This is a genomic window from Streptomyces sp. MS19 (genome assembly GCF_047200595.1).
GTDB lineage: Bacteria > Actinomycetota > Actinomycetes > Streptomycetales > Streptomycetaceae > Streptomyces.
Genome location: NZ_JBJZOH010000035.1, coordinates 37086 through 54737, shown reverse-complemented (window position 1 = coordinate 54737; position 17652 = coordinate 37086). Strand labels below are relative to the sequence as shown.

Below are 17652 nucleotides of genomic sequence, written 5' to 3'. Positions count from 1 at the left end.
GATCATCGGCGACGGTCCGGTGATCCCGCTGGATCACGCGATCGAGTACCGCTCCGCGGACGCTTTCGACGTCCGGGCCCCGCCCCTCGTGCGTACCGGGCTGCGGCGAAGCTCAGGCGGTCTTCTCGTGCGGCGCCGAGCCGGGCCCGCGCTGCTTGGTGAGCCGGGAACGCGGCACCAGCGTCGGGTTCACGTTGGACCTGACGACATCCTCGGTGATCACGACCTGGCCGACGTCCTGCCGCGACGGCACCTCGTACATCACCGACATCAGGACCTCCTCCATGATCGCCCGCAGGCCACGCGCCCCGGTGCGGCGCAGGATGGCCTGGTCGGCGATGGCCTCCAGCGCCGGGAGGTCGAACTCCAGCTCCACGCCGTCCAGTTCGAAGAGGCGCTGGTACTGCTTGACGAGCGCGTTGCGCGGCTCGACCAGGATGCGCAGCAGGGCCTCGCGGTCGAGGTTGTGCACCGAGGTGATGACCGGCAGGCGCCCGATGAACTCGGGGATCATGCCGTACTTGACCAGGTCCTCGGGCAGGACGTCCGCGAGCAGTTCGGCGGCGTCGCGGTCACGCTGGGACCTGATGTCGGCGCCGAAGCCGATGCCCCGGGCGCCGGACCGCGCGCGGATGATGTCGTCCAGGCCCGCGAAGGCGCCGCCGACGATGAACAGCACGTTGGACGTGTCGATCTGGAGGAACTCCTGGTGCGGGTGCTTGCGCCCGCCCTGCGGCGGCACGGCCGCCGTGGTGCCCTCCAGGATCTTCAGCAGGGCCTGCTGCACGCCCTCGCCGGAGACGTCGCGCGTGATCGACGGGTTCTCGCTCTTGCGGGCGACCTTGTCGATCTCGTCGATGTAGATGATCCCCTGCTCGGCCTTCTTGATGTCGTAGTCGGCCGCCTGGATCAGCTTCAGGAGGATGTTCTCGACGTCCTCGCCGACGTAGCCGGCCTCGGTGAGCGCGGTCGCGTCCGTGATGGCGAAGGGGACGTTCAGCATCCGCGCGAGCGTCTGGGCGAGCAGCGTCTTGCCCGAGCCGGTCGGGCCGAGGAGCAGGATGTTGGACTTGGCGATCTCGATGACCTCGTCACGCGAGCTGCCGGAGTCCGCCTCGCTGGCGCGGACGCGCTTGTAGTGGTTGTAGACCGCGACGGAGAGCGCCTTCTTGGCGTCCTCCTGGCCGACCACGTAGCTCTCCAGGAAGTCGTAGATCTCCCGGGGCTTGGGCAGCTCACCCAGCTCGGAGTCCGGCGACTCGGCCAGCTCCTCCTCGATGATCTCGTTGCACAGGTCGATGCACTCGTCGCAGATGTAGACCCCCGGGCCCGCGATGAGCTTCTTCACCTGTTTCTGGCTCTTGCCACAGAACGAGCACTTGAGCAGATCGCCGCCATCACCGATGCGTGCCACGAGGTGCTTCCCCTTCGCCTGCGCACCGCCGGGGAGACGGCGCACTGATGCTTTCTGAAGACGACGGTACCTTGTTGCCCCGGGGAGTGGCCCCCCTTGACGGGAATCCCCCTCCACGGGGCCTTCCCGTCAAAAGGGGGCGGCCAGTCACTGTCCTGGTTGGTGCTGGTGGTACCGGTCGTACCGGCTGCTTGCTGGGTCGTGCGGGTGGTGCTGGGTGGTCCTTGGTTGCGCTTGGTGGTGCTGGGTGCCGCTACGGGCACGGACGGTGAGCGGTCACCGCCCCGTACCCGGGTCCGTGCTCAGACCGCGGTCGAGGAGCGCGTCGTGACGATCTGGTCGATCAGGCCGTACTCCACGGACTCGCCCGCGGTGAGGATCTTGTCGCGCTCGATGTCGTCCCTGATCTGCTCGATCGGCTGGGTGGAGTGCTTGGCCAGCATCTCCTCCAGCTGCGTCCGCATGCGCTGGACCTCACGAGCGGCGATCTCCAGGTCGGACACCTGACCGCGTCCCGTCTCACTGTACGGCTGGTGGATGAGAATCCTGGCATTCGGCAGCGCCATGCGCTTGCCGCGGGTGCCCGCCGCCAGCAGGACGGCCGCGGCGGAGGCCGCCTGGCCCATGCACACGGTCTGGATGTCCGGCTTGACGAACTCCATCGTGTCGTAGATCGCCGTCAGCGCGGTGAACGAGCCGCCGGGGCTGTTGATGTAGATCTGGATGTCGCGGTCCGGGTCCATCGACTCCAGGCAGAGCAGCTGGGCCATGACGTCGTTGGCCGAGGCGTCGTCGATCTGCACGCCGAGGAAGATCACGCGCTCCTCGAAGAGCTTCGCGTACGGGTCGTACTCGCGCACGCCCTGCGAGGTGCGCTCGACGAAGCGCGGGACGACGTAGCGGGCCTCGGCCGGCAGCCGGTCGTAGAGGCCCGAACCGGGGAAGTTGTTCATCTGGTGTGTACCGCCTTGGGATGGGCTGACTGTCTCGGCTGGGATCTCGGCTTCGCGTGCGGGGTGGGCGGGCTCAGGCGCCCGTGCCGCCGCCGCCCGCGATGTCCGCGGCACTGGTGATCACGCGGTCGAGCAGGCCGTAGTCCCTGGCCTCCTCGGCACTGAACCAGCGGTCCCGGTCCGCGTCGCGCTCCCACTGCTCCTCGCTGACGCCGGAGTGGTAGGCGGACAGCTTGGCCATCTTGCGCTTGGTGCGCAGCAGCTGCTCGGCGTGGATCTTGATGTCCGTGGCGGAACCGGCCAGCCCGGCGGAGGGCTGGTGGATCAGGATCTCGGCGTTCGGCAGCGCGTACCGCTTGCCGGGGGCGCCCGCCGTGAGGAGGAACTGGCCCATGGACGCCGCGAGCCCCATGGCGATGGTCACCACGTCGTTCTTCACGTACTGCATGGTGTCGTAGACGGCCATGCCGGCGGAGATCGAGCCGCCGGGGCTGTTGATGTAGAGGAAGATGTCCTTGTCCGGATCGGCGGCCAGCAGGAGCAGCTGGGCCGTGATCCGGTTGGCGATGTCGTCGTCGACGGGCTGGCCCAGGAAGATGATCCGCTCGTCCAGCAGCCGGTTGTAGACCTGATCACCGAGGCCACTGTTCAGCGGTTCCGCCATGGCGGAAGGCATCGAGAGCGTCACGTATCCACCTGCTCATTCTCGGACGGCCGGCGGCATCCGCCTGGCCGTCACTCGACGTCCGGGTTGTATCTACGGACCCTAACGCGCGGGTTCGGCGGACCCATCCCGACCAGGGAACTGTTCGCTGTGAGCGCAGGGTCCCGGCCCCCGTGCGCTCCGGGGCCGGGACCTGGTCCGGCTCATGTCCGCGCCGGGCCCCGGCGGTGCGCCGGGCCCCGGGTCCGCGGGCGGGGGTCAGGACTTGTCGCTGTCCTGCTCGCCGCCCTCGGCGGCGGTCTCGGCGGTGTCCGCCGCGTCGGCGGTGACGTCGGCCTGCGCGTCGGCGTCGGTGGCGGCGTCCTCCTCCTCGTCGTCGAGGCGGACCGGCTCACCGTTGGTGTCCTTGACGGTGACGGACTCGACGACCGTGGCGAGCGCCTTGCCCCGGGTCACCTCGCCGACGAGCATCGGCACCTGGCCGCCCTCGACGACGGCCTTGGCGAACTGGTCGGGGCTCATGCCGGAGGACTGCGCGCGCCGCATCAGGTGCTCGGTCAGCTCGTCCTGACTGACGTTGAGGTTCTCGGTGCGGGCGATCTGGTCCAGGACGAACTGGGTCTTGATGCCCTTCTCGGCCTGCTCGCGCAGCTCCTCGTCGAACTCCTCGGCCGTCTTCTCCTGGAGGTTCAGGTAGGCGTCGAGGTCCATGCCGAGCTGGGGCAGCTGGTGGTGTTCCAGGTTGTGCTTGCGGGTCTGGATCTCGTCCGCGAGGAGCTTCTGCGGCATCGGGACCTCGACCAGTTCGAGCAGCGCGTCGAGCACCTTCTCCTGGGCCTCGGTGGCCTGCTGGTACCTGCGCTCGTCGGCCAGGCGGCGGCGGCTGTCGTCGCGCAGCGCGTCCAGGGTGTCGAACTCACTGGCGAGCTGGGCGAAGTCGTCGTCTAGTTCCGGGAGTTCGCGGGAGGAGACGGTCTCGACCGTGACGGTCACCTCGGCCTCGCGGCCGGCCGCGGAGCCGCCCTTCAGCTCGCTGGTGAACGTCGCGGTGCCGCCGGCCTCCAGGCCCGTGACGGCCTCGTCCAGACCGTCCAGCATCTGGCCGGAACCGATCGTGTAGTTGACGCCGTCGGCGACGCCGTCCTCCAGCACGTCGCCGTCGACGCGGGCCTCCAGGTCGATCTTCACGACGTCGCCCTCGGCGGCGGCGCGCTCGACCACGGTGGTGGTGGCGAAGCGGTCACGCAGGCGTTCCACGGCCTCGTCCACGTCCTCGTCGGGGATCTCGACGGCGTCCACCGTGACCTCGATGCCGGAGTAGTCCGGGATCGTCAGCTCGGGGCGGATGTCCACCTCGGCCGTGAAGGTCAGCAGTTCGTTGTCCCGCAGCTCGGTGATGTCCACCTCGGGCTGGCCCAGCGGGTTCAGCTCGCCCTCGGAGACCGCCTCGCTGTAGAACTTCGGCAGCGCCTCGTTGACGGCCTCCTCCAGCACGGCGCCGCGGCCGAACCGCTGGTCGATGATGCGGGCCGGGATCTTGCCCTTGCGGAAGCCCGGCACCGTCACCTGCTGGTTGATCTTGCGGTACGCCGCGTCGAGGCTGGGCTTGAGTTCCTCGAAGGGCACCTCGACAGTGAGCCGAACCCGGGTGGGGTTCAGGGTCTCCACGGCGCTCTTCACGGTCGGTCTCCTTGGGGCTGACATCAGGGGAAGCACTTTTTGGGAAAAATCCTGGGAGCGCGGCGGAGGGGCGAGGTCGGTGGGGCGCCGATCGCGCCCCGCACGCGGACACACCACAGGCGCGCAGGCAGGCTACTCATAGTACGTGGTCGGGGTGGCCGGATTCGAACCGACGGCCTTCCGCTCCCAAAGCGGACGCGCTACCAAGCTGCGCCACACCCCGTCCGGCTCACGATGCGACACGTAGCGTACAGGGCCGCGCGCGGTCGGGTCCCCCGGGGCGGCGCCGACGGGACAGCGGCACGGAGCGGGCTCGGCACCGGTACGGCGCCGGGGCGGCTGCTACGATACGTGTCGCGCGCCGGGCGGTTCGGCAGGCCGGAGGAGTCCGACCGACCGTCACCACGAAGCCGGCGCCAGGCGGGCGTAGCTCAATGGTAGAGCCCTGGTCTTCCAAACCAGCTACGCGGGTTCGATTCCCGTCGCCCGCTCTTCACCGAGGCCCGGTTCCCCCGCGGGGGAACCGGGCCTCCTGCGTGCGCCGGCGGCCCGCCTACTCGCCGCCGAAGGAGCTGTTGATGGAGTCGTCCACGGAGTTGACCCCGTCGGTGATCGACTCCAGGAAGTTGTTTATGGGGTCGGCGGCGCCCGTGGAGGCGAGGGAGAAGCCGAAGAGGATGGCCACGATCGCGGGGCCCCACTTCATGGACCCGCTCCTGATCATGAAGAACAGGATCACCCCGAACAGGAGGGCCAGAGAGAACGAGATAACCACAACTGATCACACCTTACGGAAGGTTCGCCTCTGCTCCATCAACAGCTTGACCACGGCCGCGGCCACGCAGGAACCATCGTGCCATCAACTACGCCCCAGGTGGAGTGCGGTGACACTCCGTCCACCGCGCTCCGGCCACCTGCGGGCCTCCGGGGGCCGGCGAGGCCGCGTTACCGATCCGTTAACAGGCGGGTGCGCGTAGCCGGGGAATACGGGGGCAACAGAGTGGGCTCGGTGAATTACCCCGAGGCGCTCCGGAGCATGATTTCCCGGAAGAACACCCGCCCGTCAACCGGGGCGGCCACACCGGCGATTACAGCCCTTTTACACCCTCTCTTCACGGGGCGAACCATCCCACAACGGGCACCTTCCCGCCGCAATCCACACCGGGGTCGCGAATCGTCACCGAAATCTCCATGGGAAACACCACACCCCGCGACGCGGAATGTACGGATGCCCGGAGAGCCGCTATCGTGCGAACAATGTTGCACGTCCGTAATCAACAAGCGTCGCCGCACGCCGCCACGGCGCGCGCGGCCGACCCCCCACCTGCTGTCGCGGACGACGGTGCACGGGCCAGGCGCAAGGAGCGCGATCCGTTCTTCGACAACGCGAAGTACCTGGCCATCGTGCTGGTGGCGATCAGCCACGCCTGGACCCCGCTGCGTGACGACTCCCGCGCGGCCTCCGCCCTCTACACGTTCGTCTTCACCTTCCACATGCCGGCGTTCGTCCTCATCGCCGGCTACTTCTCCCGCAGCTTCACCGCCAGGCCCGACCAGCTGAAGCGGCTGATCACCGGCGTCGGGGTGCCGTACCTGGTCTTCGAGGTGCTGTACATCCTCTTCGCGCGGGCCGGGTGGGGCGGCGGCGACTCCGACCTCCCGCTGAGCCTCCTCGATCCCTACTACCTGACGTGGTTCCTGGTCGCGCTGTTCATCTGGCGTCTGACGTCACCGGTCTGGCGGGTCGTGCGCGCCCCGCTGCCGGTCGCGCTGGCCGTCGCGTGCATCGCGTCGATGTCCCCCCACTTCGGCAACGACCTGAACATCCAGCGCGTCCTACAGTTCCTCCCGTACTTCGTCATCGGCATGCTGATGCGCCGCGAGCACTTCACGTGGATGCGGCGCACGGAGGTGCGGGTGCTCGCCGTGCCCGTGCTGCTGCTCGCGCTCGCCGTGTCCTACTGGTCCGTGCCGCGCCTGGACCAGAGCTGGCTGTACCGCACCAACTCGGCGCAGGAGATGGGCGAGGCGGCCTGGGCCGGGCCGGTGATGACGCTCGCGATGTTCGGCGCCGGGCTGCTGCTGACCGTGGCGTTCCTGTCCCTCGTGCCGACGCGGCACACCTGGTACACGACGCTCGGCGCGGGCACGATCTTCGGCTACCTGCTGCACGGCTTCGTCATCAAGGCGTCGCGCTGGTGGGACTGGTACGACGTGGACGGCATCGACTCCCCCGCCGGTGTCGCCGTGGTGACGGCTGTCGGCGCCGTCGTCGTGACCCTGCTGTGCACCGCGCCGGTCAGGCGGCTGCTGCGGCCCCTGGTCGAGCCGTCGATGGACTGGGCGTTCCGGCAGCCGCCGCCCGCGAGGCAGGGCGGTGAGCGCGCCGTGGGCGACGGTCCACTGGGCGAGCGCGCCGCGAGCGAGCGGCGGACGGTGAACGCGGGCGGCTGAGCCGCGTACGCCCGCCCGTCAGCCGGTGGTCACGCCGTGGTCCGCCAGGTACGCCAGCGGGTCCACGTCCGTGCCGTAGTCCCGTCCGGCCCTCACCTCGAAGTGGAGGTGGGGGCCGGTGCTGTTGCCGGTGTCGCCCGTCTCGCCGAGCGCGGTACCGCCCCTGACGTCCCGGCCCTCGGCGACGGCGATGTCCGACAGATGGGCGTAGAGCACGTGATGGCCGTCCTCCATGCGGACGGTGACGAGGTTGCCGTAGTCCCCCGACCACCCGGCGGTGACCACGGTTCCCGGGCCGACCGAGCTGACGGGGGTGCCGACGGGCGTCGCGAAGTCCACGCCGGTGTGGTAACCGGCCGCCCAGTCCCCCGGATCGCCGTACGAGGCGGAGACGGGGTGGCCGCTGACCGGGGCCGTCCAGCCGTCGGGCGCCGGCCCGTCGCCGGCCCGGCGTCCACGGGCGCGGCCGAACGGTTCCTCCCACCGCCCGTACGGCGCCCACCGCTCCGCCGGGGTGAAGGACCCGGGAGCGGCGGTGTCGGGCGGCGCGGGCAGCTCGGGGAACCAGGAGAGCGGCGGGAGTTGGGGAAGCGGGGGGAACCCGGGCGCGTCCGGTGTCTCCGGGAGGCTCGCCCGCGGCGGCCCGTACGCCCGCTCCGCCGTCACGGCGCTCCCCCGGGGCGCGCCGTCCTCGACGGCCCCTGCCGCGAGGGCGCCCCGGCTCCCGTCGCCGCCGTCGCCGCTCAGGAGCGTCCACGGCCCCGCTATCGCCAGCGCCCCGGCGAGCGTGCCGCCGACCACCCTGCGGGTCAGGCGCGCGGCGGACGGGGAGAGCCGCGCGGGGCGGCGCTCGTGACGGTGTCTCGGGAGTGGCCTCATGACTCCGAGCCAAGGCCAGCGCGGGGCCGCCCGCATCCGCCCGGACCGGCGCGGCACGGCCGATCGGCCGACAGGGGCGCGCGCGCCCGGCGCGCGGCGGTCCGGTATCCACCCTGTTCAGCCCGGCGGGTCGGGGCGGCGCGCCGTGGCGCGGGCAACCGCCCCGCCGGGTGATCACTCCCGCCCGGTCATCCGCGGCTGATCATTTCCGGCTGATCAGCAACAGCGCCCGGTCGTCGTTCACATCGCGGGCGACGGCCTCGACGAGGTGCCAGGCCGCGCCCTTGAAGCCGGTGGCGACATACCGGTCCGCCTCGCCGGTGAGGCGGTCGATGCCCTCGGTGAGGTCGCGGCCAGGACGCTCCACGAGCCCGTCGGTGAAGAGCATCAGGACGTCGCCCGGCCGCAGCGTGCCCTTGGCGGGGTGGAACTCGGCCTCGTCCCACACCCCGAGCAGCGGCCCCTCGGCGGCGATCTCCTGCCAGCGCCCGGTGCCCGCGCTGAGCTGGACGCCGGGGAGGTGCCCGGCGGACAGCAGCTCGTAGTCGCCGCTCTCCAGGTCGAGGACGAGGTGGACGGCGGTGGCGAAGCCCTCGTCCCAGCTCTGCCGCAGCAGGTAGCCGTTGGCGGCGGGCAGGAACGCGTGGGGCGGCAGCGAGCCGAGCAGGCCGCCGAACGCGCCGGACAGCAGCAGCGAACGGGACGCGGCGTCCATGCCCTTGCCCGAGACGTCGGCGAGGACCACTTCGAGGACGCGCCGGCCGGGGCCGGTGCGCGCGGCGACGACGAAGTCGCCGGAGAACGACTGGCCGCCCGCCGGGCGCAGCGACATCTCGCGGTGCCAGCCGTCCGGCAGGGCGGGCAGCGCGCTCTGCGTCCTGATGCGCTCGCGCAGGTCGAACAGCATGGTGCCGCCGCGGCGCCACGGGACGCCGACACGGCTGCGGAACTGGGCGATCAGCAGCCCGGTCAGCGCCACCGCCGCGACGACGAGGATGCTGCCCGGCGTCACCGGGTCGGGCGTGCGCCGGTCGGTCTCGATGAACGCGGTCTCCAGCACCAGCGCGGTGGCGACGACGGCGTACAGGCCGAGCAGGCTCGCGGGGCGCAGCAGGAGGCCGCCCGCGACGAGCGGCAGGACCAGCGATTCGGGCGGGCACCACTCGGGCCAGGCGACGGTGGCCCCGGCGAGGAGGGGGACGAGGAGGAGCAGCGCGGCGAGGGCGGGCCAGTCGGAGCCGCTGCCCCTGAACCAGTCCACGGCGACGCGGCGCACGGTCGTGCGCAGGCGGTGGACGGCCTTGTGCGCGCGGTCTCCGCGGGCGCTCCGGGGCCGTTTCTCGCTGCGGCGTGCCATGACCTGGGACCTTATCCACCCGTTCGGCGGCACGTCGAACCTTTGGGGCGATCCGGTGGAGATACGGCGTGGTGCCGGTACGGGAAATGCGTCGCCATCCGCCGTGGGCCCTGTTAGGGATGGCGGTATGACGACAGAGACGACGGGCACGACCGCGCTTCGTGTGCTCGGGGCGGCCGACTGGGAGTCCTGGTACCGCTCGCTTGAGTGGGCGTTCGGCGGAGGATTCGAGCCTGCGGAGGAGCGGGCGGCCTGGCGAGAAGTGACCGAATTTGATCGGTCGTTCGCCCTGTGGGACAAGGACCGGATCGTCGGGTCGTTCAGTTCATTCTCCTTTCAGCTTTCGGTGCCCGGGGGCACACAGGTGCCCGCGGCAGGTGTGACGATGGTGCACGTGGCCCCCACGCACCGGCGGCAGGGGCAGCTGCGGCGGATGATGCGCGCGGGGCTCGACGCGGCGCGGGACGCGGGGGAGCCGCTCGCCGTGCTGACGGCCTCGGAGCCCGCGATCTACGGGCGCTTCGGCTACGGCGTGGCGAGCCATGTCCTCGACGCGACGCTGGACGTCGCGCGGACAGGGCTGCGGCTGCCGCCCGGCACGGAGGACGTACGGCTGAGCCTCGCCGACCCGGCCGACGTCATGGACCGCTGCGAGGAACTCTACGCCCGCCTGGTGCCTGCCCGTCCCGGCATGATCGTCCGGCGGCCGGCCTGGCGCGGCATGATCCTGCTCGACGCCCCGGCCGCGCGCGGCGGCGCCTCCCCCCGGCGCTGCCTGCTGGCGGAGCGCGACGGCGAACTCGTCGGCTACGCCCGCTTCGCCACGACGGCGCGGTGGGAGGCGACGGTCCCGGACGGCACGGTCCTGGTGAAGGACCTCGACGCGGCCGACCCGGCGGCGTACGCGGCGATGCTGCGCTTCCTGACGGAACTCGACCTGATGTCGACGGTGCGGCTGCCCAACCGCCCGGTGGACGACGCGCTGCTGCACCTCGTGTCGGACCTGCGCCGCTCGCGGCTGCGCGTCTTCGACCGGCTGCACCTGCGCCCGGTGGACGTCGGCGCGGCGCTCGCGGCCCGCGCGTACACGGCGGACGTCGATGTCGTGCTCGACGTGACGGACGCCTTCTGCCCCTGGAACGGCGGCACCTGGCGGCTGGGCGGCGGGCCCGGCGGCGCGGTGTGCGAGCGGACGGGCGACGCGCCGGACCTCGCGCTGGACGTGCGGGAGCTGGGCGCCGCCTACCTGGGCGGCACGTCCCTGGCGTCGCTCGCCGCCGCCGGGCTGGTGCGGGAACTGCGGCCCGGGGCGCTGACCGCGGCGGCGACGGCGTTCTCGTCACCGATCGCCCCCTGGCTGCCGCACGCGTTCTGACGGCGGGTGACGGCAGGGCGCCGGCGGCCTGCCGGGCCGGTTCGGGCGACGCGGCGGAACGTGACATCGTGCCGGGCGTCTCGCGCACGGCGGGAGCGCCCGGACGAACCCCGGGCCTGCCAGGACGCCCGGCCACTCGCGGCCGCCGGCGCCCGCGCCCCGTTCGGGCAGGACGACGACACGACGGGCACACATGTCCAGGCGTCCCCATGCCGGACATCGCGAGACGGCGGGAGCGGCCGGCCGGACCCCCGGCTCCCGGGACGTCCGGCCGCCGGCGGTCGGCCGGGGCGTGCGAGCGCGGGACGCCGGATCGCGGCTCTGCCGACCGCGTTCGTTGAGGAAGACGAAGCGGCCGGGCAGGACATTCGGCGTCGAGGAAGCCTGGAGGCGCCCGTGTGCCGGGTGTCGTGGGAACGGCGGGAGCGGCGGGCGCACTCCCGAGCCCGTGCACCGGAACCGGGAGTGCGTACGCCGCCCGGTGGCCGGGCCGTTGGCGCGCCCCCGCGTCGCGGGTCCGGCCAGACGCGGGCGGGGCCGCGGGGGCCGTTCAGGGGCGATGCTGGCAGGCGGGGCACCAGAAGAGGTTGCGTGCGGCGAGGGGGGCCGTGCGGATCTCGGTGCCGCACAGGAGGCACGGCTGGGCGGCGCGCCGGTAGACGTAGACCTCGCCGCCGTGGTCGTCCACGCGCGGCGGGCGGCCCATGGCCTCGGGGGTGTGCTCGGGGCGCACGGTGTCGATGCGGTTGAGGCGTACGCCCTCCCGCATCAGCGCGACCAGGTCTGCCCAGACGGCGTCCCATTCGGCCCGGGTGAGATCGCGGCCCGCCCGGTAGGGATCGATCCCGTGCCGGAACAGGACCTCGGCGCGGTAGACGTTGCCGACGCCGGCGACCACCTTCTGGTCCATCAGCAGCGCGGCGACCGGCGTGCGGCTGGCGCTGATCCGGCGCCAGGCGCGGCCGGGGTCCGCGTCGGGCCGCAGCGGGTCGGGGCCGAGGCGGTCCTCGACGGCCCGCTTCTCCGCGTCGGTGATCAGGGCACAGGTGGTCGGGCCGCGCAGCTCTGCGTGGCCGGTGTCGTTCCACAGGCGCAGGCGGAGCTGGCCCACCGGCGGGGGCGGCGGGCCTTCGCCGAAGGCGACCTTGCCGTAGAGGCCGAGGTGGATGTGGACCCAGCTGGTGGCGTCGCCGCCCGCACCGCCGGGGGCGGGGGACCAGCCGAGGAAGAGGTGCTTGCCGTGTGCCTCGGCCGCCGCGAGGGGGCGGCCGTCCAGCAGCGCCGCCCCGTCGGCGAACCTGCCCTGCGGGCTGTCGGCGCGCACCGGCCGCCCGCCGCCGAAGGCATGGCCGAAGTCGGCGGCGAGGCGGTGGATGGTGTGGCCCTCCGGCATGCGCCCGTCAGCCCTGAGCCGCCTCGCCCGGCAGCGCCGGGAGGGTGCCGTCCGTCTCGTAGGCGGTCAGCATGGCGATGCGGCGGGTGTGCCGGGCGGCGCCGGAGTACGGGGTGCCGAGGAAGGCCGCGACGAACGCCGTGGCCTCCTCCTGGCTGTGCATGCGCGAACCGACGGCGAGGACGTTCGCGTTGTTGTGCTCGCGCCCGAGGCGCGCCGTCTCCTCGCTCCAGCCCAGGGCGCAGCGGACACCGGCGACCTTGTTGGCCGCGATGGCCTCGCCGTTGCCCGAGCCGCCGATGACGACGCCGAGCGAGCCCGGCTCCTGCGCGACGCCCTCGGCGGCGCGCAGGCAGAACGGCGGGTAGTCGTCCTCGGCGTCGAAGACGAACGGGCCGCAGTCGACGGGCTCGTGGCCGTTCTCCGTGAGCCACTCCGCGAGGTGGGACTTCAACTCGTAGCCGGCGTGGTCGGAACCGAGGTAGACGCGCATGGGGACGAGTCTGTCATGGCCGCCGGCCGGCGAGACGCCAGGCCGCCGGAAGGGCTCCCATGGCCAGCGCGGCCTTCAGGGCGTCGCCGATCAGGAAGGGGACGAGGCCGGTCGCGGCGGCCTCGGACAGGCTCATCCCGGCGTCGAGCGCGAGGTAGGGGACGCCGCAGCCATAGGTGATCGCGGTGCCGACGGCCATGGTGCCCGCGGTGCGCGGGACGGTGCGGTCGCCGCCGCGTCCGGCGAGGGCGCCGACCGCCCAGGCGGCGAGCGTCATGCCGATGATGTAGCCGAACGTCGCGCCGCCGGGGCCGGACGTGCCGCCCTGGAACCACGGGACGCCCGCCATGCCGACGAGGGCGTACAGCACCATCGACGCCAGGCCGCGGCTCGCGCCGAGCGAGGCGCCGACGAGCAGCGCGGCGAACGTCTGGCCGGTGACCGGCACCGGCGAGCCGGGCACGGGGAGGGTCAGCTGGGCGGCGATGCCGGTGAGGACCGCGCCGCCGACGACCAGTGCCGCGTCACGCACCCGCGCGCGGGGCGCCGTGGCGGCGGGGAGCAGGTCGGCCAGAACGGCAGTGCTCATGGGGACTCTCCTGGAGAACGGGGGAAGAACGGGGACGGTGACGGGAACGGGCACGGGCGGGCCGTGGACCGCCGACTTGACGTCATCGTGACGCTATCGGACGCGACGGCCCTCTCCGGCGTGAGTTTCACGACACCCGGCCGTTGCTGCTGCTAGCGTGTTGTTGCAACTGCTTCGCAACTAATGGAGATGGGCAACGGCATGGCCACCTACAGCCTCCCCGAACTCCCCTATGACTACGCTGCGTTGGAGCCGGTCATCAGCGGCGAGATCATCGAGCTGCATCACGACAAGCACCACGCGGGCTACGTCAAGGGCGCGAACGACACGCTGGAGCAGCTGGCCGAGGCCCGCGACAAGGACCAGTGGGGGTCGATCAACGGCCTGGAGAAGAACCTCGCGTTCCACCTCTCCGGCCACATCCTCCACACCATCTACTGGCGCAACATGACGGGCGACGGCGGCGGGGAGCCGCTGGAGAAGGACGGCACGGGCGAGCTCGCGGACGCGATCGCCGAGTCGTTCGGCTCGTTCGCCCGGTTCAAGGCCCAGCTGTCGAAGGCCGCCGCGACGACGCAGGGCTCCGGCTGGGGCGTGCTGTCGTTCGAACCGGTCAGCGCCCGGCTGATCATCGAGCAGGTGTACGACCACCAGGGCAACGTGGGGCAGGGCTCGATCCCGATCCTCGTCTTCGACGCCTGGGAGCACGCCTTCTACCTCCAGTACCGCAACCAGAAGGTCGACTTCGTCGAGGCCATGTGGCGCGTCGTGAACTGGCAGGACGTGCAGGACCGTTACGCCGCCGCCAAGGCGCGCGCCACCGGACTGCTGCTCGCTCCCTGACGCCCTTCCGGGAGCCCACGGACCCCCGGCCGTCTGGATCGTCTTCTCACGGATCGCCGATCCTTCGGACAGGCGGGCGGGAAAGCGGGCGGCCCCGCGCGGAGGCATCGCGCGGGGCCGCCCGTGTCTGTGGGGCCGGGCCGCTCGCTCAGTCGAACTGCGGGCCGACGTCCCGCGTCCGCTTGATCTCGTAGAAACCGGGCGTCGAGGCGACCATCAGGGTGCCGTCCCAGAGCCGCGCCGCGGCCTCGCCCCTGGGCGCGGGCGTCACCACCGGGCCGAAGAACGCGATCCGCTTCCCGTCGGACCCCGGCACCGCGATGACCGGCGTGCCGACATCCTGGCCCACCAGGTCGATGCCCGCCTTGTGCGACGCGCGCAGTTCGGCGTCGTACGCGTCCGTGTCCGCCGCGTCCGCCAGCCCGGCGGGAAGGCCCGCCTCGGCCAGGGCGGCGACCAGGGTGTCCCGGGTCCTCGGCAGGCCCCCCGGGTGGAAGCGGGTGCCGATCGCCGTGTAGAGCGGGCCGAGGACCTCGCTGCCGTGCTCCTGCTCGGCGGCGATGCACACGCGCACGGGTCCCCAGCCGGCGCGCATGGCGTCCGCGTACTCCTCGGGCATCTCGTCGAGCCGGTCCTCGTTGAGCACGGAGAGGCTCATCACGTGCCAGCGGACCTCGACCGGACGTACCTTCTCCACCTCCAGCATCCAGCGCGACGTCATCCACGCCCAGGGGCACAGCGGGTCGAACCAGAAGTCGGCGGGCGTCTTGTCGGACATGTCAGGCTCCTCAGCGGTACGGAAGCGGGCACGGAACTCGCGGGGTCAACGACGCCGCGCGCCGTCGCATTCCACCGTGCGGGCCCGGCGCCGCCCGTGACATGCTGGCACGCGCCGAAGCGCCGACGCGCCAGGAGCCACGAGAGGAAGCACCGCAGTGCCCGGAGAGAACCTGACACGCGACGAGGCCCGGGAACGGGCACGCCTGCTGCGCGTGCACGGCTACGAGGTGGCGCTCGACCTCCGCTCGGCCGTCGCGCCGGCGCCGGCGGCCGGGCCGCGGACCTTCAGGTCCACCACGACGATCCGCTTCGCGTGCGCGGAGGAGGGCGCGGACAGCTTCGCCGACCTGCTGGCGCCGCACGTCCACTCCGTGACGCTGAACGGCGAGCAGCTGCCCGTGGACCGCGTCTTCGACGGCGCGCGGGTGGCGCTGCGCGGCCTCGCGGCGGAGAACGAGCTGGTGGTCGACGCGAGTTGCGCGTACAGCAGGACGGGTGAGGGGCTGCACCACTTCTCCGACCCGGAGGACGGCGAGACCTACCTCTACACGCAGTACGAACCCGCCGACGCGCGGCGGGTGTTCGCGAACTTCGAGCAGCCCGACCTGAAGGCGCCGTTCCGCTTCCGCGTCACCGCGCCCGCGCACTGGACGGTGCTCGGCAACGGCGCCGAGGAGTCCCGCGAGGAGCTGTCCGGCGGGGACGCGGCCACCTGGACGTTCGCCGAGACGAAGCCGATCTCGACGTACATCACGGCCGTCGTCGCCGGGCCGTACCACTACGCCGCCGACCACTACACGCGCGAGCTGCCCGACGGCACGACGCTGGAGATCCCGCTCGGCGCGCTCTGCCGCAAGGGGCTGGCGCGGCACTTCGACGCCGACGACGTCTTCCTCGTGACGAAGCAGGGGCTCGACTTCTTCCACGACAACTTCGGCTACCCCTACCCCTTCGGCAAGTACGACCAGGCGTTCGTCCCCGAGTACAACCTCGGCGCGATGGAGAACCCGGGGCTCGTCACGTTCCGCGAGGAGTTCGTCTTCCGGGGCAGGACGACGCGCGCCGCCTACCACGGGCGGGCCAGCACGGTGCTGCACGAGATGGCGCACATGTGGTTCGGCGACCTCGTGACGATGGAGTGGTGGGACGACCTGTGGCTCAAGGAGTCGTTCGCCGACTTCATGGGCGCGTTGTCGCTGACCGAGGCGACCCGCTTCGACGAGGGCTGGATCTCGTTCGCCAACCGGCGCAAGGCCTGGGCGTACCGCGCGGACCAGCTGCCCTCGACGCACCCGGTCACCGCCGACATCCGCGACCTCCAGGACGCCAAGCTCAACTTCGACGGCATCACGTACGCGAAGGGCGCCAGCGTCCTCAAGCAGCTCGTCGCCTACGTGGGGCGCGACGCGTTCCTCGACGGCGCGCGCCGCTACTTCGAGCGCCACGCGTACGGCAACACCCGCCTCACCGACCTGCTGTCCGTGCTCGCCGAGACGTCGGGCCGCGACATGGCCGGCTGGGCCGAGTCCTGGCTCCAGACGGCCGGCGTCAACTCGCTGACCCCCGAGGCGCTGTACGGCGCGGACGGCCGGATCACCGAACTGGCCGTCCGCCAGGAGGCCCCGGCGTCCCACCCGACGCTGCGCCCGCACCGCGTGGCGATCGGCCTCTACCGCCGCGTGGACGGCGCGGGCCCGCTGCTGCGCTACGCGCGGGCGGAGACCGACGTGACCGGGCCGCGCACGGTCGTGGCGGAGCTGGCGGGCGAGGAGCGCCCCGAGCTGATCCTCGTCAACGACGAGGACCTCACGTACTGCAAGGCGCGCTTCGACGAGGACTCGCTCGACACGCTGCTCGCGCGCCTCGGCGAGGTCGAGGACCCGCTGGCCCGCGCCCTGTGCTGGTCGGCGCTGTGGAACCTCACGCGCGACGGGCTGCTGCCCGCCCGCGACTTCCTCGGCCTGGTCCGCGACTTCAGCGGCGCGGAGAGCCAGATCGGCGTCCTCCAGATGGTCCACGCGTGGGCGCTGTCGGCCCGCGACCACTACACCGCGCCGGAGCGGCGCGCGGAGGCGGGCGCCGGACTGTCCGCCGTCGCGCTGACCGAGCTGCGCCGCGCCGCGCCCGGCAGCGACCACCAGCTGGCCTGGGCGCGCTTCCTGGCGAGCGCGGCGGACTCGGACGCGGACTTCCAGCTGCTCGGCGGGCTGCTGGCCGGCACCGCGCGGATCGACGGCCTGGACGTGGACCAGGAGCTGCGCTGGACGTTCCTCGGCCCGCTGGCCGCCACCGGGCGGATCGGCGAGGCCGAGCTGGACGCCGAGCTGGCCCGCGACGACACGGCGTCCGGCAAGCGCCACCACGTCCGCTGCCTGGCCGCCCGCCCGTCCGCCGGGGTGAAGGCGCGGGCGTGGGAGGACGTGGTGGAGTCGGACGCGCTGTCGAACGCGCTGGTCGAGGCCACCATCGACGGCTTCGCGCAGCCGGGGCAGCATGAGCTGCTCGCGCCGTACACCGGCCGGTACTTCGAGGTCATCGAACGGGTGTGGCGGACGCGGACGATCGAGATCGCGATGGCGATCGTCCGGGGTCTGTTCCCCGCGCTCCAGGGCGACCGGGACACGCTGGACGCGGCCGACCTGTGGCTGACGGAGCACAAGGAGGCGCCGCCCGCGCTGCGCCGGCTCGTCCTGGAGGCGCACTCGGACCTGGCGCGCGCCCTGCACGCGCAGGCGGCCGACCGGCGCTGAGGGGTACCGGCGGGCGCGGCCTGCCGTG

General features: G+C 72.3%; 15 protein-coding genes and 2 tRNA genes. 5 read left to right on the top strand and 12 right to left on the bottom strand.

The annotated features are described in order from the left end of the window. Positions 1-112 precede the first annotated feature (112 nt). The 5 genes from clpX to ACL02R_RS24580 form a co-directional block, all read right to left on the bottom strand. The gene (clpX, locus tag ACL02R_RS24600) at positions 113-1414 is read right to left on the bottom strand and encodes an ATP-dependent Clp protease ATP-binding subunit ClpX (protein WP_362955476.1); all 1302 of its coding nucleotides are present in this window, start codon (positions 1412-1414) and stop codon (positions 113-115) included. Positions 1415-1716: 302 nt separating this feature from the next. Beyond that, the gene (locus ACL02R_RS24595) at positions 1717-2367 is read right to left on the bottom strand and encodes an ATP-dependent Clp protease proteolytic subunit (protein ID WP_412799149.1); all 651 of its coding nucleotides are present in this window, start codon (positions 2365-2367) and stop codon (positions 1717-1719) included. Positions 2368-2440: 73 nt separating this feature from the next. Beyond that, positions 2441-3055, bottom strand: coding sequence for an ATP-dependent Clp protease proteolytic subunit (locus ACL02R_RS24590; RefSeq protein ID WP_398840722.1), 615 nt, complete (start codon positions 3053-3055; stop codon positions 2441-2443). Positions 3056-3289: 234 nt separating this feature from the next. Beyond that, the gene (gene tig / locus ACL02R_RS24585) at positions 3290-4711 is read right to left on the bottom strand and encodes a trigger factor (protein ID WP_412799148.1); all 1422 of its coding nucleotides are present in this window, start codon (positions 4709-4711) and stop codon (positions 3290-3292) included. Positions 4712-4857: 146 nt separating this feature from the next. After that, a tRNA-Pro gene (locus ACL02R_RS24580) sits at positions 4858-4934 on the bottom strand. A 197-nt stretch (positions 4935-5131) separates the two neighbouring features. Here ACL02R_RS24580 and ACL02R_RS24575 point away from each other — a divergent pair. Then, a tRNA-Gly gene (locus ACL02R_RS24575) sits at positions 5132-5202 on the top strand. A gap of 62 nt (positions 5203-5264) precedes the next feature. Here the strand turns inward: ACL02R_RS24575 and ACL02R_RS24570 are convergent. Further along, positions 5265-5486, bottom strand: coding sequence for a hypothetical protein (locus ACL02R_RS24570; RefSeq protein WP_362955468.1), 222 nt, complete (start codon positions 5484-5486; stop codon positions 5265-5267). Between the two features lie 482 nt (positions 5487-5968). Here ACL02R_RS24570 and ACL02R_RS24565 point away from each other — a divergent pair, with 482 nt between their 5' ends. Then, on the top strand, positions 5969-7165 hold the full coding sequence (locus ACL02R_RS24565) for an acyltransferase family protein (RefSeq protein WP_412799147.1): 1197 nt from the start codon (positions 5969-5971) through the stop codon (positions 7163-7165). A gap of 18 nt (positions 7166-7183) precedes the next feature. Here the strand turns inward: ACL02R_RS24565 and ACL02R_RS24560 are convergent, their stop codons facing one another. Next, a complete protein-coding gene (locus tag ACL02R_RS24560) occupies positions 7184-8044 on the bottom strand; it encodes a M23 family metallopeptidase (protein ID WP_412799146.1) in 861 nt (286 codons plus the stop codon). A 202-nt stretch (positions 8045-8246) separates the two neighbouring features. Next, a complete protein-coding gene (locus ACL02R_RS24555; protein WP_412799145.1) occupies positions 8247-9401 on the bottom strand; it encodes a PP2C family protein-serine/threonine phosphatase in 1155 nt (384 codons plus the stop codon). Between the two features lie 127 nt (positions 9402-9528). Here ACL02R_RS24555 and ACL02R_RS24550 point away from each other — a divergent pair, with 127 nt between their 5' ends. Further along, positions 9529-10776, top strand: coding sequence for a GNAT family N-acetyltransferase (locus tag ACL02R_RS24550; RefSeq protein ID WP_412799144.1), 1248 nt, complete (start codon positions 9529-9531; stop codon positions 10774-10776). Positions 10777-11326: 550 nt separating this feature from the next. On the opposite strand, the gene ACL02R_RS24545 is transcribed toward ACL02R_RS24550, so the two are convergent. Genes ACL02R_RS24545 through ACL02R_RS24535 form a run of 3 tightly spaced genes read right to left on the bottom strand, consistent with a single transcriptional unit; the run spans position 11327 to position 13251 of the window. Continuing rightward, positions 11327-12169, bottom strand: a complete 843-nt coding sequence (locus tag ACL02R_RS24545; RefSeq protein WP_412799143.1) for an Fpg/Nei family DNA glycosylase — start codon at positions 12167-12169, stop codon at positions 11327-11329. A gap of 7 nt (positions 12170-12176) precedes the next feature. Further along, the gene (locus tag ACL02R_RS24540; protein ID WP_412799142.1) at positions 12177-12662 is read right to left on the bottom strand and encodes a ribose-5-phosphate isomerase; all 486 of its coding nucleotides are present in this window, start codon (positions 12660-12662) and stop codon (positions 12177-12179) included. Between the two features lie 13 nt (positions 12663-12675). Beyond that, on the bottom strand, positions 12676-13251 hold the full coding sequence (locus ACL02R_RS24535; protein WP_412799141.1) for a biotin transporter BioY: 576 nt from the start codon (positions 13249-13251) through the stop codon (positions 12676-12678). Between the two features lie 201 nt (positions 13252-13452). Here ACL02R_RS24535 and ACL02R_RS24530 point away from each other — a divergent pair, with 201 nt between their 5' ends. After that, the gene (locus tag ACL02R_RS24530) at positions 13453-14094 is read left to right on the top strand and encodes a superoxide dismutase (RefSeq protein WP_412799140.1); all 642 of its coding nucleotides are present in this window, start codon (positions 13453-13455) and stop codon (positions 14092-14094) included. 148 nt (positions 14095-14242) lie between these two features. On the opposite strand, the gene ACL02R_RS24525 is transcribed toward ACL02R_RS24530, so the two are convergent. Then, positions 14243-14872 carry a DsbA family protein gene (locus tag ACL02R_RS24525; protein WP_412799139.1) on the bottom strand — a complete coding sequence of 210 codons (630 nt, stop codon included), beginning with the start codon at positions 14870-14872 and terminating at the stop codon, positions 14243-14245. A 157-nt stretch (positions 14873-15029) separates the two neighbouring features. On the opposite strand from ACL02R_RS24525, the gene pepN reads away from it, so the two are divergent. Next, complete coding sequence (gene pepN, locus ACL02R_RS24520; RefSeq protein ID WP_412799138.1) at positions 15030-17624, top strand: aminopeptidase N; 2595 nt, start codon at positions 15030-15032, stop codon at positions 17622-17624. Positions 17625-17652: the final 28 nt, after the last annotated feature.

What these genes read in the sequence shown, in the direction of transcription:
- ACL02R_RS24555 (WP_412799145.1), bottom strand. Translation starts at nt 9,401, where the DNA reads ATGGCACGCCGCAGCGAGAAACGGCCCCGGAGCGCCCGCGGAGACCGC.
- ACL02R_RS24540 (WP_412799142.1), bottom strand. Translation starts at nt 12,662, where the DNA reads ATGCGCGTCTACCTCGGTTCCGACCACGCCGGCTACGAGTTGAAGTCC.
- ACL02R_RS24550 (WP_412799144.1), top strand. Translation starts at nt 9,529, where the DNA reads ATGACGACAGAGACGACGGGCACGACCGCGCTTCGTGTGCTCGGGGCG.
- ACL02R_RS24595 (WP_412799149.1), bottom strand. Translation starts at nt 2,367, where the DNA reads ATGAACAACTTCCCCGGTTCGGGCCTCTACGACCGGCTGCCGGCCGAG.
- ACL02R_RS24560 (WP_412799146.1), bottom strand. Translation starts at nt 8,044, where the DNA reads ATGAGGCCACTCCCGAGACACCGTCACGAGCGCCGCCCCGCGCGGCTC.
- ACL02R_RS24530 (WP_412799140.1), top strand. Translation starts at nt 13,453, where the DNA reads ATGGCCACCTACAGCCTCCCCGAACTCCCCTATGACTACGCTGCGTTG.
- ACL02R_RS24545 (WP_412799143.1), bottom strand. Translation starts at nt 12,169, where the DNA reads ATGCCGGAGGGCCACACCATCCACCGCCTCGCCGCCGACTTCGGCCAT.
- ACL02R_RS24535 (WP_412799141.1), bottom strand. Translation starts at nt 13,251, where the DNA reads ATGAGCACTGCCGTTCTGGCCGACCTGCTCCCCGCCGCCACGGCGCCC.
- ACL02R_RS24525 (WP_412799139.1), bottom strand. Translation starts at nt 14,872, where the DNA reads ATGTCCGACAAGACGCCCGCCGACTTCTGGTTCGACCCGCTGTGCCCC.
- ACL02R_RS24565 (WP_412799147.1), top strand. Translation starts at nt 5,969, where the DNA reads ATGTTGCACGTCCGTAATCAACAAGCGTCGCCGCACGCCGCCACGGCG.